Below are 26137 nucleotides of genomic sequence, written 5' to 3'. Positions count from 1 at the left end.
GCTCCCAGGCCGCGTCAAGGAGAAGTCATGGCTCAGTTCAGTGTGGCGCACGACAGCGCGTATCCGGAGGAAGAAGGCGGCGAGGGCGGCGGCCCGGCGTTGCCGGACGGTTACAGTCAACGTTTGTACAACGAAGATTTGGCACCCCTGAAGAATCAGACGTGGGGCGCCTACAACATCTTCGCGTTCTGGATGTCGGACGTGCACAGCGTCGGCGGCTACGTGTTCGCGGGCAGCCTGTTCGCGCTCGGGCTGACGAGCTGGCAGGTGCTGATCGCGCTGATCGTGGGCATCACGATCGTGAACCGGCTGTGCAACCTGATCGCGCGGCCGAGCCAGCAGATCGGCGTGCCGTACCCGGTCGCATGCCGTGCGACGTTCGGCGTGCTCGGCGCGAACGTGCCGGCGGTGATCCGCGGGCTGATCGCGATCGCGTGGTATGGCATCCAGACCTATCTCGCGTCCAGCGCGCTCGTGATCGTCGTGCTGAAGTTCTTTCCGCAATGGCTGCCGTACGCGGACGTCCATCGCTACGGTTTTCTCGGGCTGTCGGCGGTCGGCTGGGCCGGCTTCATGCTGCTGTGGGTGCTGCAGGCGCTCGTGTTCTGGAACGGGATGGAGACGATCAAGAAATTCATCGACTTCGCCGGCCCGGCCGTCTACGTCGTGATGTTCATCCTGGCCGGCTACATGGTGTGGCGTGCGGGCTGGCGCAACATCGGCATCAACCTCGGCGGCGTCAAGTATCACGGCGCGGAAGTGATTCCGGTGATGATCACGGCCGTGTCGCTGGTCGTGTCGTACTTCTCCGGGCCAATGCTCAACTTCGGCGACTTCTCGCGCTACTGCCGCTCGTTCGGCGACGTGAAGCGCGGCAACTTCTGGGGGCTGCCGGTCAACTTCCTCGCGTTCTCGCTGGTCACGGTGATCACCACCGCCGCGACGCTTCCTGTGTTCGGCGAGCTCATCACCGATCCCGTCGAGACGGTCGGCCGCATCGACCATCCGACGGCCGTGATCCTCGGTGCGCTGACGTTCACGATCGCGACGATCGGCATCAACATCGTCGCGAACTTCGTGTCGCCCGCGTTCGACTTCTCGAACGTGGCGCCGCGGCTGATCAGCTGGCGCGCGGGCGGCATGCTCGCGGCCGTCGCGTCGATCTTCATCACGCCGTGGAACCTGTTCAACAATCCGGCCGTGATCCATTACACGCTCGACGTGCTCGGCGCGTTCATCGGCCCGCTGTACGGCGTGCTGATCGCCGACTTCTACCTCGTCAAGCGCGGCCGGCTCGTGCGTGACGACCTGTACACGATGTCCGAGCGCGGCACCTACTGGTACACGGGCGGCGTGAACCGCCGCGCGCTCGCCGCGCTGCTGCCGGCCGCGGTGATCGCCGTCGTCTGCGTGATGGCGCCGGGCTGGCAGGCCGCCGCGAACTTCTCGTGGTTCATCGGCGCGGGGCTCGGCTTCGTGTTCTACCGGCTGCTCGTGAGCACGAAGGCTTGAGGAGCGCACGATGAAGATCAAGCTGATCAATCCCAACACGACGCAGCGGATGACCGATGCGATGGGCCGCTGCGCTCGCGAAGTCGCGGCCGCGGGCACCGAGATCGTCGCGGTGAGCCCGCCGATGGGTCCGCCGTCGATCGAAGGCTATTACGACGAGGCGCTCGCGACGCCCGGGCTTCTGGCCGAGATCGCGCAGGGCGAGCGCGATGGCTGCGACGCGTACGTGATCGCATGTTTCGGCGATCCGGGCCTTCATGCGGCGCGCGAACTCGCGCGCGGCCCGGTGATCGGGATCGCCGAGGCGGCGATGCACGCGGCGAGTGTGCTTGCGCCGGGCTTCTCGGTCGTCACGACGCTCGCGCGCACCTGCGGGATGGCGTGGCATCTCGCCGAGCGCTACGGGATGAAGCGGTTCTGCCGCAACGTGCGGGCGACCGATGTCGCGGTGCTCGAGCTCGACCGCCCCGGTTCGGCCGCGCGACGGATCATCGTCGATGAATGCCGGCGCGCGCTCGACGAGGACGGCGCCGACGCGATCGTGCTCGGCTGCGCCGGGATGGCCGAATTCGCGCACGAGATCGAGCAGCAGATCGGCGCGCCGGTGGTGGAAGGCGTCACGGCGGCCGTCAAGTGGGCCGAGGCGCTCGTCGCGCTGCGCCTCGCGACCGCGAAGCGCGGCGATTATGCGCGGCCGCTGCCGAAGCGCTACGACGGCGAATTCGCGCGGTTCAGCCCGCCGGAGGACGCGTCCACGGCCGGGCCGGCCGCCGCGGCCGCGCGCAGCGGCGGCGCCGACGAGGAACCGGTGCCGAATTTGCCGCAATCGCACATACACGCCGTCTGACATGCACTATCTGCGCCGCTGTATGGGCGCGTATGGACGTTTTCGCTACACTGGGCCGTCATCGCATCGGCCCGTGCGGCCGGCCCTCGGGCAGCCGCGCGCGTCGATGCGAACCCATTACTTCAGCAGGCTTTCGCCGCACCTCGAACTCATGTCACTCGATCCCGATTATCCTCGCGACCTGATCGGCTACGGCCGCCATCCCGTGCAGGCGAACTGGCCCGGGCGTGCCCGCGTCGCCGTGCAATTCGTCCTCAACTACGAGGAGGGCGGCGAGAACTGCGTACTGCACGGCGATCCGGGCTCCGAACAGTTCCTGTCCGAGATCGTCGGCGCGGCCGCGTATCCGGACCGCCACATGAGCATGGAATCGATCTACGAATACGGCTCGCGTGCCGGCGTGTGGCGCATCCTGCGCGAATTCGAGAAGCGCGGGCTGCCGCTGACGGTGTTCGGCGTGGGCATGGCGATCGAGCGTCATCCGGAACTCGCGCGTGCGTTCGTCGAACTCGGCCACGAGATCGCGTGCCACGGCTGGCGGTGGATCCACTACCAGAGCATGTCGCCCGAGCTCGAGGCCGAGCACATGCGCCTCGGGATGGAAGCGATCGAGCGCGTGACGGGCGAGCGTCCGCTCGGCTGGTACACCGGCCGCGACAGCCCGAACACGCACCGCCTCGTCGCGGAATACGGCGGCTTCCTGTACGACTCCGACAACTACGGCGACGACCTGCCGTTCTGGATGGACGTCAAGGTGTCCGGCGGCGGCACGTCGCCCCAGCTGATCGTCCCGTACACGCTCGATACGAACGACATGCGCTTCGCGACGCCGCAGGGCTTCAACACCGGCGAGCACTTCTTCGAGTACCTGCGCGACGCATTCGACGTGCTGTACGCCGAGGGCGACGAAGCGCCGAAGATGCTGTCGATCGGCATGCACTGCCGACTGCTGGGCCGGCCGGGACGTTTCCGCGGGCTGCAGCGTTTCCTCGACCACATCGAGAAGCACGATCGCGTATGGGTGACGCGCCGTGTCGATATCGCGCGTCATTGGCGTGAACATCATCCGTATCAGCCCAATCATCGAAACGAAGGGAAAGCATGAAGGCGATGCGTTACACGTTGGAGCAACTGAACACGATGGCGCCGAGCGCATTCGTCGCGGCGCTGTCGGGAATCTTCGAACATTCGCCGTGGGTGGCCGAGATTGCCGCGGCCGCGCGACCGTTCGCGAGCATCGACGCGCTGCACGAGACGATGTCGAACGCGGTGGAGACGAGCGGCGAAGTGCGCCAGCTCGCACTGATCAACGCTCACCCGGAACTGGCCGGGAAAGCTGCGGTGCGCGGCGAGCTGACGGCCGAGTCGACGCGCGAGCAGAGCGGCGCGGGCCTCGACCAGTGCACGCAGGAAGAGTTCGACAAGCTGCTGACGCTGAACCGCACGTATCGCGAGAAGTTCGGCTTCCCGTTCATTCTCGCGGTGCGCGGCTACGACCGGCACGGCATCATCGCGAATTTCGAGTCGCGCGTGAACCACTCGCGCGCCGAAGAACTGCGGGCGAGCCTCGACCAGATCTACCGGATCGCGCGCTTTCGTCTCGACGACCTCATCGACGCCTGACTCCGCAACATGGCCTGCTGCGGCGCAGCGGCCGGTTCGCTTTACTGAAACAAGGAAACATCATGGCTGTTCCGCTTCTCGATCCCGACGCACCCGATTTCACGCGGCGCTACGTGAACCTCGCCGACCCGCGCCTCGGTGCGCAGGCGCTCGAGGCCAGCGACGACTTCTTCGCGCCGAAGGAGCGGATGCTGAATCCGGAGCCGGCGGTCTTCATCCCCGGCAAGTACGACGATCACGGCAAGTGGATGGACGGCTGGGAGACGCGCCGCAAGCGCACGACCGGTTATGACTGGTGCATCGTCAAGCTCGCGCGGCCCGGGGTGATCAAGGGCTTCGACATCGACACGAGCCACTTCACCGGCAACTTCCCGCCGGCCGCGTCGATCGAGGCCGCCTACGTGGCCGATGGCGCGCCGACGCATGCGACCGAATGGGTCGAGATCGTGCCGTCGACGACGCTGCAGGGCAACAGCCATCACTACGTCGAAGCGAGCGACGCGCGTGCATTCACGCACCTGCGCGTGAACATCTATCCGGACGGCGGCATCGCGCGCCTGCGCGTGTACGGCCAGCCGCAGCTGGACTGGGCCGGCGCGAGCGCGACCGAGCAGTTCGACCTCGCGGCGATGGAAAACGGCGGTTACGTGGTGGCCGCGAACAACCAGCATTTCGGCGTCGCGTCGAACCTGCTGCTGCCCGGCCGCGGCGTGAACATGGGCGATGGCTGGGAGACCCGCCGCCGCCGCGAGCCGGGCAACGACTGGGCAATCATCGCGCTCGCGCAACCGGGCGTGATCCGCAAGATCGAAGTCGATACCGCGTTCTTCAAGGGCAACTATCCGGACCGCTGCTCGATCCAGGCCGCGTACGTGTCGGGCGGCACCGATAGCTCGCTGATCACGCAGTCGATGTTCTGGCCGGCTCTGCTCGGCGAACAGAAGCTGCAGATGGACAAGCAGCATTACTTCGAACACGAGATCGCATCGCTGGGCCCGGTGACCCACGTACGCCTGAACATCATTCCGGACGGCGGCGTGTCGCGCCTGCGTCTGTGGGGGACGCTCGACAAATGAAGACGCTTGCAATCGAACCGCTGACCAAGGACGCGTTCGCGCCGTTCGGCGACGTGATCGAAACGGAAGGTGCGAAGCAGATTCCGATCAACCTCGGCACGACGATCCGCTTTCACGATCTCGCGAAGGTCGACGTGACCGACGAAGGCGGCCGCACGCTCGTGAACCTGTTCCGCGGCCAGCCGCGCACGCTGCCGTTCGAGGTGAAGATGCTCGAGCGCCATCCGCTCGGCAGCCAGGCGTTCGTGCCGCTGAACGACCGGCCGTACCTGGTCGTCGTCGCGCCGGCGGGCGATCTCGATCCGTCGAAGATCCGCGCGTTCGTGACGAGCGGGTGGCAGGGCGTGAACTATGCGAAGGGCGTGTGGCATCACCCGCTGATCGCGCTCGGCGGCGTCAGCGACTTCATCGTCGTCGATCGTGGCGGCGACGGATTGAATCTGAACGAGCAGGACCTGCAGGAATCGCTGTGGCTCACCGAGGATGCGCTGGATGCCGTGACGGCCTGAGCAGCATTTCTGCAGTACCTCGTTTCATCAAGGAAACCCGCGCGAAACTGCGCGGGTTTCTTTATGTCCGCCGCGCACGCACGCGCATCGCGCGATCGCCATGTCGAAGACGTCGATCGCATGCTATCGTGCCCGCATCGCTACCGCACGACGCCCGGCTTCCGGGCCGTACCACGATGAGCCGCCCTGAAAACGACCTCGCGAACCTGTTGCGCACGATGCGTCCCGAGCTGCATCGCGATGCGTTCGCCTTCGTCGCACTGCCTGCCGATGCCGACATATCGTTATCCGAAGCGATTGCGACGTTCCGCGAAACGGAAGGCACGACGGTCGTGGTCCACGAGGCGACGGCCGCGCGTCGTGGCTGGCCCGTGCTGTTTCGCGCTGCCTGGATCACGCTGACCGTTCATTCGGACCTCGCGGCGGTCGGCCTGACGGCCGCGTTCGCAAGTGCCCTCGGCGCGGCTGGCATCAGCTGCAACGTGATGGCTGCTGCGTATCACGATCACATCTTCGTGCCGTTCGACGACGGCCCGCGCGCGCTCGATGTGCTCGTCGCGCTGCAGCGCGACGCGATGCGCGGCTAGCGGAGACGCGTTCCGGACGCGCAAAAAAAAACGGGCCCGTTTCCGGGCCCGCGAACGGAGAGGATTGCGCCGGCATCCAGTGCCGGCGCACGGCGGCTTACTTGACCGCGCCACCCTCGAACCAGGCGGCGAGCTTCACGCGCTCGTCGTCGGTCATGTGCGTGACGTTGCCGATCGGCATCGCCTTCAGGCGCACGGCCTGTTCGTAGATGCGCTGTGCGTTCTTCGACACTTCGTCCGGCGTGTCGAACATGACGCCGGCGGGTGCGCTGCCCATCAGCGTCGGCTTCGCCGAGTGACACTCGACGCAGCGCTGCTGCAGGATCGGCATGATGTCGTTGATCACGATCTTCGGTGCGTTCGCGGCTTGCGCTTCCGGTGCGACCGGCTTCGGCATCGTCCACACCAGTGCGCCCGACAGCAGCGCGACGCCGCCGATCGGCAGGTACCACAGCTGCTTGCCACGGTGGCGCATCACGAAGAACTGGCGGATCAGCGCGCCGGCCAGCATGATCAACACGAGCACGACCCAGTTGAACTTGTTCGTGTACGTCATCGCATAGTGGTTCGACAGCATCGCGAACACGACCGGCAGCGTGAAGTACGTGTTGTGCACCGAACGCTGCTTGCCGCGCTTGCCGTAGATCGGGTTCGGCTCCTCGCCCTTGAGCATCTTGTCGACCATCTTGCGCTGGCCCGGGATGATCACGAAGAACACGTTCGCCGACATGATCGTCGCGAGCATCGCGCCGACGATCAGGTACGCCGCGCGGCCGGAGAAGATGTGGCACGCGAGGTATGCGGCGATGACGACGTAGATGCCGACGCAGATGCCCAGCACGCGATCGTTGGTGCCGAGGATGCGGCACAGCGAGTCGTAGACGATCCAGCCGGCCGCGAGGAAGCCGAGAGCGGATGCGACGGCGACGACCGGGCCCATGTCGAGCACGCTCTTGTCGATCAGATACGTGTTCGGTGCGAGCAGGTACAACACGAAGAACAGCGAGAAGCCCGACAGCCACGTCGTGTACGACGGCCATTTCGACCAGTGCAGGTCATCCGGCATTTCCGGCGGAGCGACCGTGTACTTCTGCATGTTGTAGAAACCGCCGCCGTGGACGTGCCACAGTTCGCCGAACACGCCGCGCTTGCGCTGATTCGCGTCGGTCGGCGGTTTCAGGCTGTTGTCGAGCGCGACGAAATAGAAGGACTCGCCGATCCACGCAATGGCGACGATGACGTGCAGCCATCGCAGCGCGAGGTTCAGCCAGTCGGTGATGAAGCCTTCCATGAAACTCCTCCAGACTCAGATCGTTGTCTTTGATGCGGGCGCCGATGCGTGTGTCAGCTGCCGCGATAGGTGCTGTACGACCACGGCGACACGAGCAGCGGCACGTGGTAGTGCGAGGCGGTGTCGGCAATGCCGAAGCGCAGCACGACGCGGTCGACGAAGCGGGGTTCGGGCACCTTCACGCCGAGCGACGCGAAGTAGTCGCCGGCATGGAACACGAGTTCGTATTCGCCGGCGGCGAGTGCGGCACCTTCGAGCAGCGGTTCGTCGCAGCGGCCGTCGCTATTGGTCAGCACGGTCTTGATCGCGCGGCGCGATTCGCCGTCCAGCGCGTAGAGGTCCACCTTGATGGCAGCGCCGGGGCGACCGTGTGCCGTATCGAGTACGTGGGTAGTGAGCTTTCCCATTCGCAATTGTCCTTGTGTGAATGCGAGGTTCGGCGGCGACTCGATCCATTGACTGTGCGGCGGATCGAGGCTCCACGTCACGTGGCTACATACCCGTCGGCGAGATTGAAGCGAGCGCCGTGCAGGCATTGTAAAAAGGTTCCCCGCGCGAATGCGGGCGCGATATCAAAGATAATGCGCCGCGCATGAACCGCTGTCGACGCCCGGCCGGGAGCGGCCGGCGGCCGGGAATTCCGGCGCCCGCCCGGGCCGCGCGCGGCGTACCATATCGAAACCGTGAAGTGCGGTATTCCGGATCGCGCATTGTGCGTTGCGCGCACTTGGGCGATGCTCCGGCCGTGCGCGTCGGGCGTCGGTCCGCGCGTACCCCGAAGACGGCATTCACGCCGGGTAACCGGGCCAGCGCGTTCGAACGGACGCAGGCACCGGGGCGTGCCGCGAATCAGCGTTCGAACGGCCTTGTGACGGCCTCCGGGAGCGGCTCCCGGGGGCAGACGACGCGGAGAACGCATGAACCTCGAGCAGCACGCCGGCGCACGCGCGCCGCACCCATCCTCATCCCGCCCGAAAACCTTGCTGGTCAAGCACGCCGACGTGCTCGTGACCATGGACGACACGCGCTGCGAATTGCGCGATGCAGGGCTCTATATCGAAGACAACCGGATCGTCGCGGTCGGCCCGAGCGCCGAGTTGCCCGATACCGCGGACGAAGTGCTCGACCTGCGCGGCCACCTCGTGATCCCGGGGCTCGTGAACACGCATCACCACATGTACCAGAGCCTCACCCGCGCGGTGCCGGCCGCGCAGAACGCCGAGCTGTTCGGCTGGCTCACGAACCTGTACCGGATCTGGGCGCACCTGACGCCCGAGATGATCGAGGTGTCGACGCTGACCGCGATGGCCGAACTGCTGCAGTCGGGCTGCACGACGTCGAGCGACCATCTGTACATCTATCCGAACGGCAGCCGGCTCGACGACAGCATCGGCGCCGCGCAGCGAATCGGCATGCGCTTTCACGCGAGCCGCGGCGCGATGAGCGTCGGCCAGCGCGACGGCGGGCTGCCGCCCGATTCCGTCGTCGAGCGCGAGCCCGACATCCTGCGCGACGCGCAGCGCCTGATCGAGACCTATCACGACGAAGGCCGCTACGCGATGCTGCGGGTGGTGGTCGCGCCGTGCTCGCCGTTCTCGGTGAGTCGCGGCCTGATGCGCGACGCGGCCGTGCTGGCGCGCGATTACGGCGTGTCGCTGCACACGCACCTTGCCGAGAACGTCAACGACATCGCGTACAGCCGCGAGAGGTTCGGGATGACGCCTGCCGAATACGCGGAGGATCTCGGGTGGGTCGGCCATGACGTATGGCACGCACACTGCGTTCAGCTCGACGATGCGGGCATCGGCCTGTTCGCGCGCACCGGCACCGGCGTCGCGCATTGTCCGTGTTCGAACATGCGGCTCGCGTCCGGCATCGCGCCCGTGAAGAAGATGCGTCTCGCAGGTGTGCCGGTCGGGCTCGGCGTCGACGGCTCCGCGTCGAACGACGGCGCGCAGATGGTCGCCGAAGTGCGGCAGGCGCTGCTGCTGCAGCGGGTGGGTTTCGGGCCCGACGCGATGACCGCGCGCGAGGCACTGGAGATCGCTACGCTGGGCGGCGCGAAGGTGCTGAACCGCGACGACATCGGCGCGCTGAAGCCCGGCATGGCCGCGGACTTCGCCGCATTCGACCTGCGCCAGCCGCTGTTCGCGGGCGCGCTGCACGATCCGGTCGCGGCGCTCGTGTTCTGCGCGCCGTCGCAGACGGCGTACACGGTGGTGAACGGAAAGGTGGTGGTGCGGGAAGGGCGGCTTGCGACGCTCGATTTGCCGCCGGTCATCGAACGTCACAACGCGCTGGCGCGCTCGCTGGTGGAGGCGTCGCGCTGACGCGTCGATGGGAAAGTCACGCCGCGTGCCGCGGATCGCGCGCGCGGCGGCGGGCGTGGCCGCCGCACGCCGCGCATCGCACCGGGCCGCGCTGCAACGGCGCGACCGCCGCGCGCGTGCTGCGCGATTACGCCTCGATCAGCGTGCGGGTTGCTTCGGCGACGAGGCCGCGCAGCCAGCGCACTTCGTCCGAGTAGTGGCAGCGTTCGTGCCACAGCTGGTAGTACTGCATCGGCGGGAAGTCGAGCGGTGCCGGCACGACCGACAGCGGCAGGAACTTCGCGTAGTGATCGGCGAACAGGCGCGTCGTCGTGAAGATCAGGTCGGACTTCACCAGCACGTACGGCGCGAGGTTGAAGTACGGCAGCGTGACGACCACGTGACGCTTGAGCCGTTCGCGCGCGAGATGCACGTCGATCGCGCCGCGCTGGCCGACGGAGTACGGCGTGGGCGCGAGATGCGGCGCGTTCAGGTACTGGTCGAGCGTGAGCCCGCCGCGCTTCGCGAACGGATGCGTGTTGCTCATCAGGCAGACGATTTCGTCGACGAACAGGTTCGACAGGTGCAGCTGCTCGGGCGGCTCCGGCCAGTTGCCGACGACGATGTCGAGCTTGCCGTCTTCGAGCGCGAGCTCGTAGTCGAATGCGGGGCCGAGCGAGTGAAACTCGAGCGTTGCGTTCGGTGCCGCCTGGCGGAAGCGTTCGACGACGGTCGGCACGAACAGCACGTTCAGATAGTCGGGGCAGCCGATCCGGTAGCAGCGGATCGACGTGGCCGGGTCGAAATTGTGCTGCTGGAACTTGATGCGCTCGATTTCGCGCAGTGCGTTTTGTACCGGCTCGAGCAGGCGCAATCCGTATTCGGTCGGGACCATGCCGGACTTGCCGCGCACGAGCAGCGGGTCGCCGGTGATGTCGCGCAGGCGCCGCAGCGCGGCGCTGATCGCCGGTTGCGACTGGTTCAGTTTGACGGCCGCGCGCGTGACGCTGCGCTCCATCAACAAGGTGTGCAAGACGCGCAAGAGGTACGTGTCGATCGCCTCGCGTTGCTGACTCATGATTTCTCCAGTTTATATGGCTGGGCTGATCGAGGGATGCTGTGGGTATATGGTTTTTAATATGAACGAAAGTCAGCGTCAAGAGATGGATACCCGCAGACGGCCGCCGGCCGGGCCTTGCGAAGGACGCGAACGGACGGAGGCGGGTGGGCGCGGCACCGCGCGGATGCGCATTGCACACATCCGTTGGCCCGGCACCGCGCGTGAAGGTGAAGCGCGTGCGTCAGTCGTCGATGCGCATGCCGACTTTCAGCGTGACCTGCCAGTGGATGACCTGGTCGCCTTCGATGTGGCCGCGCGTTTCGGTGACCTGGAACCAGTGCAGGTTGTGCAGCGTCTTGCCGGCTTTCGAAATCGCGTTGCGGATGGCGTCGTCGCAAGACTGCTGCGATGAGCCGGTCAGTTCGATCAGCTTGTAGACGTGGTCGCTCATGATGCGCTCCCTGGAATGTCGGTATGTGCGGCCGGCGCAAGCGGCGGGCCCGAGGCGGCACCGCGCGTGTCCGGCTTCTTGAGTGATAGGTATGATGGGCGGCAAGTGCAACCCCAATTGGAGGCGAGAAACATCGTGGAAGTCGGATTTTGCGGACCGGGATTGATGGGCGCGCCGATGATTCGGCATCTGCTGGCGGCGGGCCATCGGGTCAGCGTATGGAACCGGACGCGCGGCAAGGCAGAGGCGCTTGAAAAAGACGGTGCACAGGTGGTCGACACGCCGCGCGAACTGGCCGAGCGCGTCGACACGGTGTTCGTTTGCGTGCTTGACGGTCGCGCGGTCGGCGACGTCGTGTTCGGCGAGCACGGGCTTCTTGCCGGCGATGCGAATGCGCGGCGCCTGAAGCGCATCGTCGATCATTCGAGCATTCCGCCGGCCGCGACGCGCGACTATGCGGCGCGCGCGGCCACGCTCGGCGTCGGCTGGATCGACGCGCCGGTGTCGGGCGGCGTGCCCGGCGCGCAGGCCGGCACGCTCGCGGTGATGGCGGGTGGCGGCGCGGCGGATCTCGACGCGGTGCGGCCGCTGATCGACACGTATGCGTCGCGCATCACGCACATGGGCGACGCTGGCGCGGGCCAGACCGCGAAACTCTGCAACCAGGCGATCGTTACCGCGACGGTGACCGCGATCGCGGAAGCGGTCGGCCTCGCGCAGGCGAGCGGCATCGACGCCGCGCGGCTCGCCGATGCGCTGGCCGGCGGGTGGGCCGATTCGGTGCTGCTGCAGACGTTCGTGCCGCGCATGACGTCAGGCGGCCATCCGCCGATCGGCGCGCTGAGTACGTTCCAGAAGGACGTCGACGCGATCGCCGACGCCGCACGCGACACGGGCGCGGTGATGCCCGTATCGGCCACGGTGCAGCAGGTGCTTCGGCTGGGCGCCGCGCAAGGGCTCGCCGGTGCCGATTTCGCCGCGTTCATCGACATCGTCCGGCCCGGCAACGGACGTGCGGCGGCGCAGTAAGCATGCGGCGACGCTGAAGCGGGAAGCCTGAATGGCCGATGGGCCGCTGCGAGGCGGCCCATCGTGTCGGTGTCGGTTCAGCCGAGCGAGCGCGGTGTCGTGTCGCCGGCGTTCTGGCGTCCGAGGCCGCCGCGCAGGCTGGCCTTCGTGCCTGCACCAAATTCGGGCAGGATGCGGGCCCGGGCGCGGCTTGCGAACACGAGGAAGCCGAAGCCGTTCGCCTCGTACCAGTACCCGCCGTTCTCGAGGCCGTCGAGCGGCTGTTCGAGTGCGTTGGCGATCGATTCGATACAGCGCTTGCGCAGTTCGGCGATGGCCGGATAGGGCGGCTGTGCGCCGCGCACACTGCACAGGAGCACGTCGAGGCCGGGCAGCACATGCGCATAGAGGACGGGCTCGTCCTGCGCGCGAGCGCGGGCAATCTTGGTGTCGAGTTGCGCGAACGGTTTCGAGTGGCGCAATACCGCGAGGAACGACTCCTGGCCGTCCTGTTGCGCACGTCGACGTTTTTTCGGGAAGGACATAAACACTCGCCTCAAAAACAATTGCAAGAAATGCGGCACTTTCATGCGACCCACTCCCGGCTATGTACGCCGCATGTCGATCCTTTATAGCACACGAAAATGCTGCACTCGCGCGGTACGACGATCAATGTCTCCCGTCGACCCGCTTGCCACGATGATCGACACAGCCAGCGTCTTGGCGCCCGTACTGTCGTTTAGTCTCCATCATAGACCTGCTTTTCCCGCGCGTGCATTCGCGCGTCACAAAAAAGTGCGATGGGCCACGCGCGGCACGCGCCCATGAAAAAGGCCCGCACTTGGCGGGCCCGGCGGATGCTGCGTGGCGCGAAGCTCAGCGCTGCTTGAGCGAATCGCGGATCTCGCGCAGCAGCACGATGTCTTCCGGCGTCGCGGCCGGCGCGGCTTCTTCCGGCTTGCGCAGCTTGTTGATGAATTTCACCATCAGGAAGATGATGAACGCGAGGATCACGAAATTGATCGCCACGGTGATGAACGAGCCGTAGCCGAATGCGGCCACGCCCGCGGCCTGCAGGTCCTTGAACGAATCGGGATTACCCTTGAACGACGGAGGGATGGTGCCGAGCAGAACGAACTTGTTCGAGAAATCCAGACCGCCCGTCAGCACGCCGATGACCGGCATGATGAGGTCTTTCACGACCGAGTCGACGATCTTCGAGAATGCGCCACCGATGATCACGCCGACGGCGAGATCCATCACGTTGCCTTTGACGGCGAACTCCTTGAATTCCTTGATTATGCTCATGAGCGGCTTTCTCCTGGTTGGGCGAGGGGAGGCGTGCCGCGACGCGCAGGGCTGCGAAGCGTCTGACGGGTCGGAGGGGGATCGGAGGCACGCCGATGGCCGCATGATAGCGAACGTGCCCCATTGCCGGTAGCCCATCTTGAAATGATTAACAAATCGCGGACGGGTCGGCGAGCGCGGAATTGAAAGGAAGCGCGGTGCGACGGGGCGGGCGTGGCGCGATGCGATGCGTCCACGTCCGCGTGTGCAATGCTCAGGTGTTGTCGTCGGTCCAGCCGTCGTCGTTGCTGCCGAGATCGACGCCGCCGCCGCCGTTGCCGTCGCTCCAGTTCGAGTCGTCGCCGCGGCCGAGGTCGAAGCCCGGATCGTTGTTTTCCTGGCGTCGGCGCTGGTCGTCGACGATCACATCGCGTTCGACCACGCGTTCGCGCCCGCCGGACATCGCCTCGCCGAGCAGCACGCCGGTCAGCAGGCCACCCATCCCGCCGCCGAAGCCGCCGCCTTGCTGGATCACGACGGGCGGCTGCTGTTGCGGATACGGCTGCGGCGGATAAGGCTGTTGCGGGTACGGTTGCTGCTGATATGGCTGGCCTTGCGCGCCGGTCACGCGATCGGCTTCCTGCGCGTACACGGAGCCGCTGCCGTTCGCGGGCGCCGCGGGTTGCGCGCTCGGATCGGGGCGGCCTTCGACGCGCGCCTTCACGCTCGCGTGTCGCTGTTCGAGTTCGTCGACGCGATACGGCGGCACGGGATTCTTGCCGTTCGACAGTGCTTCGACGAGCGTGCGTGCGTCGGTCTCGATGCCTTCGATTTCGCTGACGAGCGCGGCGGCGCCCGGCGCCGTCGACAGCTTCGCGTCGAGCTTCAGCGGACGGATGTCGTTCAGCACGTCGGTCGCGCGCTTCAATTGCGTGCGGCGTTCGTCGTCGGCGCGACCGTCTCCGGCCGAGCGCGCGCGTCGCAACGTCCAGCGCAGCACCAGCGCGACGATCGCGACGATCAGCCCGAGGCCGATCCACATGCCGGTCGACGGACCGTGTTTCGCGACCGGCGCGGCAGGGGCCAGCGACGACTGCAGCGAACCGCTCTGCGTGGCAGACGGTGCGTTGCCGCTCGTGCGCGCGGCGTCCGCGCGGATGCGCGATTCGGTCTGCGCGAAACGCGACGCGTCGGTGAAGCGCAGTTGCGGGTCGAGCGACTTCGCCTTCTGCAGTTGCGCGAGCGCGTCGGACGCGCGGCCTTCGCGGTCCAGCACCTGCGCGTACAAATAGCGCGCATGCGCGTTGTTCGGGTGGGCGTCGATGACTTGCGACAGCTGCGTGTCGGCTTGCTGCCAGTTGCGCTGCGCGATCGATTGCTCGACCTGCTGCAGCGACGGGACCGCGAACGCGGCGGACGACAGCAGCATCAGCGAGAGGCCGAGAGCGGCGAGAGATTTCTTCATGGTCGAACCGGGCGCGAGCGCCCGTCTCCTGACGATCGGTGCGCGCCGCAGGCCCGGCGGGCCGCGGCGCGGTGGCCGTTACTGCGCGGGCGTGTCGAGCTGCTTCTTCAGCGCGGCGAGGCGGTCCTCCACCGACGGGCCCTTGTTCAGCGCGGCGAGCTTGTCGTCGAGCGCCTTGCCGCTCGACGTGTCGGCCGAATTGAGGCGCGCGTCCGAGCGGGCGTTCTGCAGCGCGACCTTGTCCTCGAGCTTCTGGAAATCCTCGGACAGGTTCTTGCCGCCGATGCCACCCAGCGCGCTGGCTGCGACGTCCTTCGCCTGCGCGATTTCCTGCTTCGCCTGCAGGATGTTCGAGCGTGCGTTCAGATCGTTGCGGCGCTGGCGCATGTCGGCGATCTGCCCCTTCAGCTTGTCGACCGACGGCTCGAGCGTCGCCAGCTCGGCCGCGAGCGCATCGCGCTCGGCTTCGGCGTTCGCCTGCGCGGCGAGCGCCTCGCGTGCGAGCGCTTCGTCGCCGGCCTGCAGCGCGCGCTTCGCGCCGTCCTCGTACTTCTTCACCTTGTCGTCGGCCGCGTCGCGCTTGCTGCGCTGGGTCGCGACCTGTGCCTCGATCTCGATCAGCGAATTCTCGGCACGGCCGATGCTGTCGTCGAGCTCCCGCACGATCTGCCGTGCGTCGCGCGACGGATCCTGTACCGAGTCGGCCGCGTCGTTCAGCAGGCCTTTGATCGTGCGCGAAACAGAGTCGAAAAGCGACATGAAATCCTCCGTGGTTAAAAGGTGCCGCGTGGGCGGCAAGGCCCGTCGCGAATCCGTTCCGACCCGCGTGAGCTCGCGGATATTACACCGCCGGCCCCTTAAATACGGCTTAAGTGCGCGAGTTCAAGCGCCATGCGCGTGCGGATGCCGACCTTTCGTATCTGAAAGAAATGCCGCGGCACGCAGCGGGTTGCGAGTCCATGATAGGCGGAGCATGGCGCGAATACGTTCCGCAATTCACGCTCGTGCGGGAATTTTTACAAAAAATCGCGAAGCCGGCCGGACGATTTCATTAAAATGCGCTGTCACGTCGCGGGAACGGATCGCCGCGCGGCGGGGTCTGTCGACGTGACAGTTGCCACGATGCACCCACTCTGACTCATCCGCTTGCATTTTCCGCATGCGTCCGAGGGCGCCACGCCGCCCGCCATTCCGACATGCCAATTATCAAACGACCGTCTTCTCCTTCCGACCGGAACGAACCTCACTACACGCTGCGCCGTTCGCCGTCGGGAGCCTATTACCCCGATGACGATGAGCGCGGCGACGACCGGCGCACGCAGCGTCGCGGAAGCGGGGGCGGCGATCGCCGTTCGTTCGGCTCGCGCGTCGCGCTGTGGTTCGTCGGCCTGTTCGCGACGCTCGCGATCGTCGGTGCGCTGATCGTCGGCTACGCGCTGGTCGTGATGGCGCCGCAACTGCCGTCGCTCGATGCGCTGACCAACTACCAGCCGAAGGTGCCGCTGCGAGTGTTTACCGCCGATCACGTGCTGATCGGCGAGTTCGGCGAGGAGCGCCGCAGCCTCGTGCGCTTCCAGGACATCCCCGACGTGATGAAGAAGGCGGTGCTCGCGATCGAGGACTATCGCTTCTACGAGCACGGCGGCGTGGACTTCCTCGGCATCCTGCGCGCGGGCGTTGCCGACCTGATGCACGGCGGCGCGCGGCAGGGCGCGAGCACGATCACGATGCAGGTCGCGCGCAACTTCTTCCTGTCAAGCGAGAAGACGTATACGCGCAAGATCTACGAGATGCTGCTCGCGTACAAGATCGAAAAGGCGCTGACGAAGGACCAGATCCTCGAGCTGTACATGAACCAGATCTACCTGGGCCAGCGCTCGTACGGTTTCGCGGCCGCCGCGCGCGTGTATTTCGGCAAGGACCTGAAGGACATCACGCTCGCGGAAGCGGCGATGCTCGCGGGGCTGCCGAAGGCGCCGTCCGCGTACAACCCGGTCGTCAATCCGAAGCGCGCGAAAGTGCGTCAGGAGTACATCCTGAAGCGCATGCTCGAGATCGGCTACATCACGCAGCCGCAGTACGACCAGGCGGTGAAGGAAGAGATCCACGTGCGCACGCCGGGCAACCAGTACGCGGTGCACGGCGAATACGTCGCCGAGATGGTGCGGCAGATGATGTATCAGCAGTACAAGGACGAAACCTACACGCGCGGGCTGACCGTCACGACGACGATCAACGCGGCCGACCAGGAAGCCGCGTACCAGGCCGTGCGTCGCGGCATTCTCGACTACGAGCGCCGCCACGGCTATCGCGGGCCGGAAGGCTCGATCAACCTGCCGGCCGCCGGCGACGATCGCGACGAGGCGATCGACGATGCGCTCGCCGACCACCCGGACAACGGCGACCTGCAGTCGGCGGTGGTGCTCGCCGCGTCGCCCAACGCGGTCGAGGTGCAGTTCGTCGGCGGCGCGACGACGACGATCGGGCCGGCCGGTCTGCGCTTCGTGTCGGCCGCGCTGAGCCCGCGCGCGAATGCGACGCTGCGGATCAAGCCGGGCTCGATCGTGCGCGTGCTGAAGGACGGCAAGACGGGCTGGCAGGTCGTGCAGCTGCCGCAGGTCGAAGGCGCGCTCGTCGCGATCGCGCCGCAGGACGGTGCGATCCGCTCGCTCGTCGGCGGCTTCGACTTCAACAAGAGCAAGTTCAACCACGTGACGCAGGCGTGGCGCCAGCCGGGTTCGTCGTTCAAGCCGTTCATCTATTCGGCGTCGCTCGACAAGGGGCTCGGACCGGCGACGATCATCAACGATGCGCCGCTGTACTTCCCGCCGAGCGTGCCGGGCGGCACCGCGTGGGAGCCGAAGGACGACGACCAGCCCGACGGCCCGATGTCGATGCGCACGGGCCTGCAGCGGTCGAAGAACCTCGTGTCGATCCGGATCCTCGCATCGATCGGCACGCAGTATGCGCAGGAGTACGTGACGCAGCGCTTCGGCTTCGATCCGGCGAAGACGCCGCCGTACCTGCCGATGGCGCTGGGCGCCGGCCTCGTCACGCCGCTGCAGCTCGCGACCGGCTATGCGGTGTTCGCGAACGGCGGCTACAAGGTCGATCCGTACCTGATCGCCGAAGTCGACGACGCGCGCGGCCAGCCGCTGCAGAAGTCGCAGCCGGTGATCGCCGGCGGCACCGCGCCGCGCACGATCGAAGGCCGCAACGCATACGTGATGAACAGCCTGCTGCACACGGTCGCGACGGCCGGCACGGGCGCGGGCACCAACGTGCTCGGCCGCAGTGACCTGCAGGGCAAGACGGGTACGACGAACGATGCGAAGGACGGCTGGTTCGCCGGCTACCAGCAGTCGCTCGTCGCGGTCGCATGGATGGGCTTCGACCAGCCGAAGAGTCTCGGCAGCCGCGAATTCGGCGCGCAGCTCGCACTGCCGATCTGGGTGAACTACATGCGCACCGCGCTGAACGGCGTGCCCGAGCAGCAGATGCCGATGCCGGACGGGCTGACGACGATCGACGGCGAGCTTTACTACGCCGATCGCACGCCGGGCAACGGCTTCGTCGGGAGCGTGGACATCAACCCGGCCGCGAACGCGATCAGCGCGAACGACGCGCTCGGCTCGGCCGGCTCGGAGGGGCTCGCGCCGCCGCCCGTCACGCAGCAGGAGAAGCAGCAGATCATGGACATGTTCGAGAACAAGTAACCGACACGCGGATGTCTCGCATGCGACGGGCGCCTTCGGGCGCCCGTTTTTTGTGCGTCGTCGCGCGTCGGCCGGCGAGGGCGAATCAGAACGACGCGCAGGCCGGCACGAGCGTGATGCCGACGGACTCCTGCCGGAAGCGCTCGCGGTACGCTTGCCGGATCTCGGCAAGCTTCGTGCGCGTGTCGGCCGTATCGTCGGCGACGATGCGGATCACGAAACTCGCTTCGCGGACGATCCGGCCGGTGGCGCGGTCGCGCCATTGGCCATGGGTGTCCCAGTACGTGAGACCGTCCGGAAAGCGCGGCGTGACGACGTCGGCGAGGAATGCCGCGCGTTGCGCATCGGTGACGGGGCCGAGCCCGGCGATATCGCGCCCGAACAGCAGGTCGGCTTGCAGCATGTGCCGCGCGTCCGGCTGCACGCAGGCGGCGGGTGTGTCGATGACGGGCGAGGGCGGTGTCACGCAACCGGCGAGCAGTGCGATGGCGGCAGCGCCGATCGCGTGGCGCGCGCGACGCGGCCACGTCGCGGCTTGGGCGTCCGCAGGCGTTATCTGCCTATTTCGCGTCCGGCACGCTTCACGCGCGTAAAACGCTGCGCGCTCAACCACTTGCGTGCATGTCCGGCGGGTTATCAACAGGGCTGTCAACATAAACTGGGGATAACCCTCGGTGCGGTGCGCGGCTTCAGCGCTGCAATTTCGCGTGCGCGAGATGCATGCCGAGCGTCGCGGGGTCGGTGTTCGTGCCCGACAGCAGCACGCCGACCCGCTTGCCCTGCAGCGTTTCGCGCAGCGGGCCGAGCAGCGCCGCGAGCGCCGCCGCGCACGCCGGTTCGACCGACAGCTTCAGGTGCGAGAACAAGAACAGCATCGCCGCGCGCAGCGCGTCGTCGGACACGGTCACGATGCGATCGACGTGGCGCCGGCACAGCTGGTAGCTGTATTCCTCGGTGTGCGGCGCCATCAGCGAATCGGCGATGGTCTGCATCGCGCTCATCTTGATCGTGTGATTCGCCGCGAAGCTGCGGCACATCGCATCCGCGCCTTCCGGTTCGACGCCATACACGTGCACGCGCGGATTCGCGAGCCGTAGCGCCGTCGCCATGCCGGCCGCGAGCCCGCCGCCGCCGATCGGCACGATCACGGCGTCCAGATCGGGCGTTTGCGTCGCCCATTCGTAGCCGAGCGTCGCGGTGCCGAGAATCGTGTGATAGCCGTTGAACGGATGGATGAAGAAGCGGCCTTCCTCGGCCTCGATCCGCCGCACGAGGTCGAATGCCTGCGACGCGCTGCCGGCGAGCACGACTTCCGCGCGGTACTGCTTGCACTGCGCGATGCGCGCCGGGCTCGCGGTGTGGAACATCACGACCTTCGCGCTGCTGCCCAGACGCATCGCCGCGTAGGCGACGGCTGCCGCATGATTGCCGGCCGACACGCACGTGACACCGGCGTTCTTGCGCGCTTCGTCGAGGGCCAGCAGGTGCGTGAACGCACCGCGCGCCTTGAAGCTGCCGCTCACCTGCAGCAGCTCGAACTTGAAGTTGACGTGCGTGCCCTCCAGCGACGGCAGGTCGGCGCGCTCGAACACGGGCGTGCGCGCGACCCACGGCGACAGCGCGAAATGCTGGGCGGCGATTTCATCGAGCGTCGGGATCGGCTCGCCATCGATGGTCGTATGGGCAGTGCCCTGTTGTTCAGTCGACATGACGTGGCAGGTGGCGGGGTGGGCCGGCCCGCGCACGCAGGCCGGCGGGGCGGGGGCAGTCAGCGTGCGTCGACCGACATGCTGCGGATGAACTTGCGCAGGAACTGCTCGCAGGCGGCGAGCTGCGCGAGTTCGACATATTCGTTCGGCTTGTGCGCCTGTTCGATGTTGCCGGGCCCGCAGACGATGCTCGGGATGCCCGCGCGTTCGAACAGTCCGGCCTCGGTGCCGTAGGCAACCTTGCGTTTGTCCTGGTCGGCCGTCAGCGCGCGCACGAGCTGCGTGATCGCGGCCTGCTCGGTCGCGTCGAGCCCCGGTGCGGCCGCGATCTTCGAGAATTCGATCGCCGCGTTCGGATGCTCGCGACGCATCTGCGGCAGCAGCGTTTCCTGCGCATACGCTTCGATGCGCGCGAAGATCTGCTCGGGATCGAGCGTCGGCAGGTTGCGGAATTCGAAATCGAACCGGCATTCGGCCGGCACCGTGTTGATCGCGTTGCCGCCCTGGATCGTGCTCGTTTGCGCGGTCGTGAACGGTACGTCGTACAGCTCGTCGAACGGGCCTTCGGCGCGGAAGCGCTCGGCGATGTCGCGGATGTGGCAGATCAGGCGCGCCGCGTATTCGATCGCGTTCAGGCCCTTCGGCGTCAGCGACGAGTGTGCCGCATGGCCGCGCACGCAGCAGCGGTACGCGTTGATGCCCTTGTGCGCGATGATCGGTCGCATGCTGGTCGGCTCGCCGACGATGCAGCCGGACGGCTTCACGCCGCGCTTGACGAGATCGGCGATCAGCAGCGGCGCGCCCGCGCAGCCGATTTCCTCGTCATAGGACAGTGCGAAATGGATCGGCTGCGCGAGCTTCGTCGCCTGCATCTCGGGCAGCAGCGCGAGTGCCGCCCCGATGAAGCCCTTCATGTCGCACGTGCCGCGGCCGTAGAGGCGGCCGTCGCGCAGCGCCGGCGCGAACGGGTCGCTGTCCCACTGCTGGCCGTCGACCGGCACGACGTCGGTGTGCCCCGACAGCACGATGCCGCCGTCGGTCGAGCCGTCGTGGGCGGGCACGGTCGCGAACAGGTTGGCCCAGCCTTCGCGCGGATCGTGCGTGAGCGTCGACGCGATGCCCTTGGCGGCAAGCGCGTCGCGCACCGTTTCGATCAGGCCGAGGTTCGGCACGCGGCTCGTCGTGTCCATCGACACCAGCCGCTCGATCCAGGGCAGGCTGACGAGCGAAGCGTCGCCTTCGGGTGCGGCGGACGGCGCCGGCGCGTCGAGAGTGGACATGGCAAGACTCCGTCTGATGAATTGGAAAATCATACTCAAAAACGCGTTCGCCCGCCTTCGTCGGCCGCGATGCGGTGCAGCATCGCGGCCGTGCGGTCAACGTGCCGCGCTCGCCGCGTCGGCGCGCGGCGCGAGTGCGCGCAGCGTTTCCTTGATCGTCGACACGCGGATCGCCAGGTCGGGCGAGCGCGTCTCGATGCGCAGCTTGTCCTGGCCCGCGAGCTTGATGTGCCGGTGTTTCTGCACCATCTCGATGATCCGCATCGGATCGATCGGCGGGTTCGGCTCGAACTGCAGCCCGATCGCGGCCTCGCTCGCGTCGATCTTGACGATGCCGAGCGGCTTCGCGGCGAGCCGCAGCCGGTGCGTCTCGACGAGCGCGTGCGCCTGCGGCGGCAGCTTGCCGAAGCGGTCGATCAGCTCTTCCTGGATGCCGTCGATCGCGTCGCCGTGCTCGCAGTTCGCGAGGCGCTTGTACAGCGACAACCGCTCCTGCACGTCCGCGCAGTAATCGGCCGGCAGGATCGCGGGCGCATGCAGGTTGATCTCCGTCGTCGCGGCGAGCGGGGCGGTGAGGTCGGGCTCCTTGCCGTTCTTCAGCGCCTTCACCGCGTCGTTCAGCATGTCGGTGTAAAGCTGGAAGCCGATCTCGTGGATCTCGCCCGACTGCTTGTCGCCGAGCACCTCGCCGGTGCCGCGGATCTCGAGGTCGTGCATCGCGAGATAGAAGCCCGAACCGAGTTCCTCCATCTGCTGGATCGCCTCGAGCCGGCGTTGCGCCTGCTTGGTCAGCGACTGCGGGTCGTGGACCAGCAGGTACGCATACGCCTGGTGGTGCGAACGGCCGACGCGGCCGCGCAACTGATGCAGCTGCGCGAGGCCGAACTTGTCCGCGCGATGCATGATGATCGTGTTCGCGCTCGGCACGTCGATGCCGGTCTCGATGATGGTCGTGCACAGCAGCACGTTCGCGCGCTGCGCGACGAAATCGCGCATCACGCGTTCGAGTTCGCGCTCGTGCATCTGGCCGTGCGCGATCACGATGCGCGCCTCGGGCACGAGTTCCTCGAGCATCGCCTTGCGGTTCTCGATCGTCTCGACCTCGTTGTGCAGGAAGTACACTTGGCCGCCGCGCTTCAGTTCGCGCAGCATCGCCTCGCGGATCACGCTTTCTTCCTCGCGCCGCACGAAGGTCTTGATCGCGAGCCGCTTTTGCGGTGCGGTCGCGATCACCGAGAAGTCGCGCAGCCCTTCGAGCGCCATGCCGAGCGTGCGCGGGATCGGCGTCGCGGTGAGCGTCAGCACGTCGACTTCCGCGCGCAGCGCCTTCAGCGCTTCCTTCTGGCGCACGCCGAAGCGATGCTCCTCGTCGATGATCACGAGGCCCAGGCGCTTGAACTGCACGTCCGACGACAGCAGCTTGTGCGTGCCGATCACGATGTCGACGCTGCCTTCGTTGATCTGCGCGATCGCCGCGTTCACTTCCTTCGTGGTCTTGAAGCGCGACAGCTCGACGATGCGCACCGGCCAGTCGGCGAAACGGTCGGCGAAGGTCTGCGTATGCTGCTCGGCGAGCAGCGTGGTCGGCGACAGCAGCGCAACCTGCTTGCCGCCCATTACCGCGATGAACGCGGCGCGCAGCGCGACCTCGGTCTTGCCGAAGCCGACGTCGCCGCACACGAGGCGGTCCATCGGCTTGCCGCTCGTCATGTCGCCGATCACGGCCGCGATCGCCGCGGCCTGGTCGGGGGTTTCCTCGAAGCCGAAGCTTTCCGCGAACTTCACGTAGTCGCGCGGTTCCAGCGCGAACGCATGGCCTTCGCGGGCCGCGCGGCGCGCGTACAGGTTCAGCAGCTCGGCGGCCGTGTCGCGAATCTGCTGCGCGGCCTTGCGCTTCGCGCGCTCCCACTGGCCGGAGCCGAGCGCATGCAGCGGCGCGCTGTCGGGATCGGCGCCGCTGTAGCGCGAGATCACGTGCAATTGCGCGACCGGCACGTAGAGCTTGCTGTCGCCCGCGTATTCGAGATGCAGGAACTCGGTCTCGCCCTCGCCGAGATCCATCGACACGAGGCCCATGTAGCGGCCGATGCCGTGTTGCGCGTGCACGACCGGGTCGCCCACCTTCAGCTCCGACAGGTCGCGCACCATCGCATCGACGTTGCTCGCCTGTTCCTGGCGGCGGCGCCCGGCGCGGCGGCCGAGCGCGCCGTACAGCTCGGTTTCGGTGACGATCGCGTAGCCTTCGCCCGGCACCGCGAAGCCGCTCGCGAGCGGCGCGACGCCGAGCGCGAAGGGCGCGTCGCTTTCGAGCCAGCCTGCGAAGTGGTCGTTCGACGCGGGGCGCAGGTGATGCTCGGCGAGCAGTTGCAGGATCGTTTCGCGGCGGCCAGCCGATTCGACCGTCAGCAGCACGCGCTTGCCCGACGATTCGACGAACGTGCGCAGCGCGGCGAGCGGATCGTCGGCATGGCGATCGACGGTGAGCTCGGGCAGGCCCGTCGCCCAGCCGCCGGCCGGCTGCGCGGGCAGCACGACGCGCGCGAACGGCTTCGCGAATGCGAAGAAATCCTCGTCGGACAGGAACAGGCGCTGCGGCTCGAGGATCGGCCGCTCGCGATCGTGCGCGAGGAACGCGTGACGCTGCTTCGTATCGGCCGTGAAGCGGCGGATCGACGCTTCGAGATCGCCGGCGAACACGAGGTGCGCATCCTGCGGCAGGTAGTGGAACAGCGTGGCCGTCTCGTCGAAGAAGAGCGGCAGGTAATACTCGATGCCCGCTGACGGCACGCCGTTGCCGATGTCCTTGTAGATCGGCGCGCGGCTCGGGTCGCCTTCGAAGGTTTCGCGCCAGCGGCTGCGGAACGCCGTGCGCGCGGCTTCGTCGAACGGAAACTCGCGGCCCGGCAGCAGGCGCACGTCGCGCACCGGGTAGAGGCTGCGCTGCGTATCGGGATCGAACGCACGAATCGAGTCGACCTGGTCGTCGAACAGGTCGATCCGGTAGGGCAGCGGCGAGCCCATCGGGTACAGGTCGATCAGCGAGCCGCGCACGCAGTATTCGCCGGGCCGCACGACCTGGCTCACGTGCTCGTAGCCGGCCAGCGTGAGCTGCGCCTTCAGCTTCGCTTCGTCGAGCCGCTCGCCCTGCGCGAACGCGAACGTGTACGCGGCCATGAACGACGCGGGCGGCATCCGGTACAGCGCGGTGGTCGCGGGCACCAGCAGGATGTCGCAGCGGCCCTCGCCGAGGTCGTGCAGCGTCGCGAGGCGCTCGGAGACGAGATCCTGGTGCGGCGAGAACGTGTCGTACGGCAGCGTTTCCCAGTCCGGCAGCAGACGCACGCGCGCATCGGGCGAGAAGTAGCGGAGTTCCTGCGACAGCCGCTGCGCGTCGACCGCATTCGCGCAGATCACCGCGAGGAGCGGGACCGCGTCGCGGTTGTCGGCGAGATAGCGGGCGATGACGAGCGCGTCGGCGGAGCCGTGCGCACCGTCGAAGGCGAACCGCTGGCCCGGTTTGACGCGGGCGACGGGCGAGGCGAACGGGGTGGAAGCGTTGTCTGGCATAGGGACGGCAGGGGTGGCGGGCACGGGCGCATCGCGGTGCGCCGGTCGAGACGAAAGACCTATTATAAAATCCGCTTCTCGATTTCATCTTTCCGGCGTTTCCCCTTCGTGACTCCCCGACTTTTCGCCCTGATTCCTTGCGCCGGCACGGGCAGCCGTTCCGGTTCGGCCGTGCCGAAGCAATACCGCACGCTGGCCGGCCGCGCGCTCCTGCATTACACGCTCGCCGCGTTCGACGCATGCAGCGAATTCGCGCAGACGCTCGTCGTGCTCGCGCCCGACGACACGCATTTCGACGCGCGCCGCTTCGCGGGCCTGCGTTTCGCGGTGCGCCGCTGCGGCGGCGGCTCGCGGCAGGCGTCGGTGCTCAACGGCCTGCTCGAGCTGGGCGAATTCGGCGCGACCGACCACGACTGGGTGCTGGTGCACGACGCTGCCCGCCCGGGCATCACGCCCGAGCTGATCCGCACGCTGGTCGCGACGCTGAAGGACGACCCGGTCGGCGGGATCGTCGCGCTGCCGGTGGCCGATACGCTCAAGCGCGTGCCGGCCGGCGGCGACGCGATCGCGCGCACCGAATCGCGCGACGCGTTGTGGCAGGCGCAGACGCCGCAGATGTTCCGCATCGGCATGCTGCGCGACGCGATCCTGCGCGCGCAGCGCGAAGGGCACGACCTGACCGACGAGGCCAGCGCGATCGAGTGGGCCGGCCATACGCCGCGCGTCGTGCAGGGCAGCCTGCGCAACTTCAAGGTCACGTACCCGGAAGATTTCGCGCTCGCGGAAGCGATCCTCGCGCGCCCCGCCAACGCTTCCTGACTTTCACCTCATCTCAACCGG

General features: G+C 67.2%; 23 protein-coding genes. 11 read left to right on the top strand and 12 right to left on the bottom strand.

The window, feature by feature from the left end; genetic code table 11:
• The first annotated feature begins 27 nt into the window (after nucleotides 1–27).
• The 7 genes from WS51_RS20245 (at nucleotide 28) to WS51_RS20215 (ending at nucleotide 6154) form a co-directional block, all read left to right on the top strand.
• Nucleotides 28–1512 (top strand): NCS1 family nucleobase:cation symporter-1, encoded by a 1485-nt coding sequence (locus tag WS51_RS20245; RefSeq protein ID WP_059503241.1) that lies wholly within the window; start codon nucleotides 28–30, stop codon nucleotides 1510–1512.
• Between the two features lie 10 nt (nucleotides 1513–1522).
• A complete protein-coding gene (locus WS51_RS20240) occupies nucleotides 1523–2359 on the top strand; it encodes an aspartate/glutamate racemase family protein (protein ID WP_059547308.1) in 837 nt (278 codons plus the stop codon).
• A 151-nt stretch (nucleotides 2360–2510) separates the two neighbouring features.
• Nucleotides 2511–3464, top strand: coding sequence for an allantoinase PuuE (puuE, locus tag WS51_RS20235; protein WP_059503542.1), 954 nt, complete (start codon nucleotides 2511–2513; stop codon nucleotides 3462–3464).
• Nucleotides 3461–3982, top strand: coding sequence for a 2-oxo-4-hydroxy-4-carboxy-5-ureidoimidazoline decarboxylase (gene uraD / locus WS51_RS20230; RefSeq protein ID WP_059449985.1), 522 nt, complete (start codon nucleotides 3461–3463; stop codon nucleotides 3980–3982). Before puuE ends, uraD begins: the two co-directional genes overlap by 4 nt.
• A gap of 62 nt (nucleotides 3983–4044) precedes the next feature.
• Entirely contained in the window at nucleotides 4045–5058 is a 1014-nt protein-coding gene (gene alc, locus WS51_RS20225) for an allantoicase (RefSeq protein ID WP_059449984.1), read from the top strand.
• The gene (locus WS51_RS20220) at nucleotides 5055–5567 is read left to right on the top strand and encodes an ureidoglycolate lyase (RefSeq protein WP_059503238.1); all 513 of its coding nucleotides are present in this window, start codon (nucleotides 5055–5057) and stop codon (nucleotides 5565–5567) included. Before alc ends, WS51_RS20220 begins: the two co-directional genes overlap by 4 nt.
• 176 nt (nucleotides 5568–5743) lie before the next feature.
• Nucleotides 5744–6154 (top strand): ACT domain-containing protein, encoded by a 411-nt coding sequence (locus tag WS51_RS20215; RefSeq protein ID WP_059503236.1) that lies wholly within the window; start codon nucleotides 5744–5746, stop codon nucleotides 6152–6154.
• Nucleotides 6155–6251: 97 nt separating this feature from the next.
• Here WS51_RS20215 and WS51_RS20210 read toward each other — a convergent pair whose 3' ends face one another.
• Entirely contained in the window at nucleotides 6252–7445 is a 1194-nt protein-coding gene (locus tag WS51_RS20210; RefSeq protein WP_059449982.1) for a urate hydroxylase PuuD, read from the bottom strand.
• Nucleotides 7446–7498: 53 nt separating this feature from the next.
• Nucleotides 7499–7852, bottom strand: a complete 354-nt coding sequence (gene uraH / locus WS51_RS20205; protein WP_011657188.1) for a hydroxyisourate hydrolase — start codon at nucleotides 7850–7852, stop codon at nucleotides 7499–7501.
• A 510-nt stretch (nucleotides 7853–8362) separates the two neighbouring features.
• Between uraH and WS51_RS20200 the strand changes: the two genes are divergently transcribed.
• Nucleotides 8363–9775: an 8-oxoguanine deaminase gene (locus WS51_RS20200; RefSeq protein ID WP_069229695.1), complete on the top strand. Its 1413-nt coding sequence runs from the start codon at nucleotides 8363–8365 to the stop codon at nucleotides 9773–9775.
• 127 nt (nucleotides 9776–9902) lie between these two features.
• Here WS51_RS20200 and WS51_RS20195 read toward each other — a convergent pair whose 3' ends face one another.
• Together WS51_RS20195 and WS51_RS20190 are read right to left on the bottom strand one after the other, a co-directional pair.
• On the bottom strand, nucleotides 9903–10832 hold the full coding sequence (locus WS51_RS20195; RefSeq protein WP_040144447.1) for a LysR substrate-binding domain-containing protein: 930 nt from the start codon (nucleotides 10830–10832) through the stop codon (nucleotides 9903–9905).
• Between the two features lie 223 nt (nucleotides 10833–11055).
• Nucleotides 11056–11265, bottom strand: coding sequence for a dodecin (locus WS51_RS20190; protein ID WP_059503232.1), 210 nt, complete (start codon nucleotides 11263–11265; stop codon nucleotides 11056–11058).
• Between the two features lie 135 nt (nucleotides 11266–11400).
• Here WS51_RS20190 and WS51_RS20185 point away from each other — a divergent pair, with 135 nt between their 5' ends.
• Nucleotides 11401–12294 (top strand): NAD(P)-dependent oxidoreductase, encoded by an 894-nt coding sequence (locus tag WS51_RS20185; RefSeq protein ID WP_059503230.1) that lies wholly within the window; start codon nucleotides 11401–11403, stop codon nucleotides 12292–12294.
• A gap of 77 nt (nucleotides 12295–12371) precedes the next feature.
• On the opposite strand, the gene WS51_RS20180 is transcribed toward WS51_RS20185, so the two are convergent.
• From WS51_RS20180 to WS51_RS20165, 4 genes are all read right to left on the bottom strand, one after another.
• Nucleotides 12372–12818, bottom strand: coding sequence for a hypothetical protein (locus WS51_RS20180; RefSeq protein ID WP_027784713.1), 447 nt, complete (start codon nucleotides 12816–12818; stop codon nucleotides 12372–12374).
• A 331-nt stretch (nucleotides 12819–13149) separates the two neighbouring features.
• A complete protein-coding gene (mscL, locus tag WS51_RS20175; protein WP_006752022.1) occupies nucleotides 13150–13581 on the bottom strand; it encodes a large conductance mechanosensitive channel protein MscL in 432 nt (143 codons plus the stop codon).
• 253 nt (nucleotides 13582–13834) lie between these two features.
• Complete coding sequence (locus tag WS51_RS20170; protein ID WP_059806737.1) at nucleotides 13835–15025, bottom strand: tetratricopeptide repeat protein; 1191 nt, start codon at nucleotides 15023–15025, stop codon at nucleotides 13835–13837.
• Nucleotides 15026–15103: 78 nt separating this feature from the next.
• Nucleotides 15104–15784, bottom strand: a complete 681-nt coding sequence (locus WS51_RS20165) for a PspA/IM30 family protein (protein WP_059449977.1) — start codon at nucleotides 15782–15784, stop codon at nucleotides 15104–15106.
• Between the two features lie 437 nt (nucleotides 15785–16221).
• Between WS51_RS20165 and WS51_RS20160 the strand changes: the two genes are divergently transcribed.
• Nucleotides 16222–18741 carry a penicillin-binding protein 1A gene (locus WS51_RS20160; RefSeq protein ID WP_059547332.1) on the top strand — a complete coding sequence of 840 codons (2520 nt, stop codon included), beginning with the start codon at nucleotides 16222–16224 and terminating at the stop codon, nucleotides 18739–18741.
• A gap of 85 nt (nucleotides 18742–18826) precedes the next feature.
• Here the strand turns inward: WS51_RS20160 and WS51_RS20155 are convergent, their stop codons facing one another.
• The 4 genes from WS51_RS20155 to mfd form a co-directional block, all read right to left on the bottom strand.
• The gene (locus tag WS51_RS20155) at nucleotides 18827–19354 is read right to left on the bottom strand and encodes a DUF3574 domain-containing protein (protein WP_236872372.1); all 528 of its coding nucleotides are present in this window, start codon (nucleotides 19352–19354) and stop codon (nucleotides 18827–18829) included.
• A gap of 76 nt (nucleotides 19355–19430) precedes the next feature.
• Nucleotides 19431–20450 carry a threonine/serine dehydratase gene (locus WS51_RS20150; RefSeq protein ID WP_059464303.1) on the bottom strand — a complete coding sequence of 340 codons (1020 nt, stop codon included), beginning with the start codon at nucleotides 20448–20450 and terminating at the stop codon, nucleotides 19431–19433.
• A 59-nt stretch (nucleotides 20451–20509) separates the two neighbouring features.
• Entirely contained in the window at nucleotides 20510–21730 is a 1221-nt protein-coding gene (argE, locus tag WS51_RS20145) for an acetylornithine deacetylase (protein WP_059503224.1), read from the bottom strand.
• A gap of 96 nt (nucleotides 21731–21826) precedes the next feature.
• Nucleotides 21827–25297 carry a transcription-repair coupling factor gene (mfd, locus tag WS51_RS20140; protein WP_059547337.1) on the bottom strand — a complete coding sequence of 1157 codons (3471 nt, stop codon included), beginning with the start codon at nucleotides 25295–25297 and terminating at the stop codon, nucleotides 21827–21829.
• Nucleotides 25298–25405: 108 nt separating this feature from the next.
• Here mfd and ispD point away from each other — a divergent pair, with 108 nt between their 5' ends.
• On the top strand, nucleotides 25406–26116 hold the full coding sequence (ispD, locus tag WS51_RS20135; RefSeq protein WP_059503221.1) for a 2-C-methyl-D-erythritol 4-phosphate cytidylyltransferase: 711 nt from the start codon (nucleotides 25406–25408) through the stop codon (nucleotides 26114–26116).
• Nucleotides 26117–26137 lie beyond the last annotated feature (21 nt).

It is taken from the genome of Burkholderia territorii (assembly GCF_001718335.1).
Classification (GTDB): Bacteria; Pseudomonadota; Gammaproteobacteria; order Burkholderiales; family Burkholderiaceae; genus Burkholderia; species Burkholderia territorii.
This window is presented reverse-complemented; position numbering and strand designations above follow the sequence as displayed.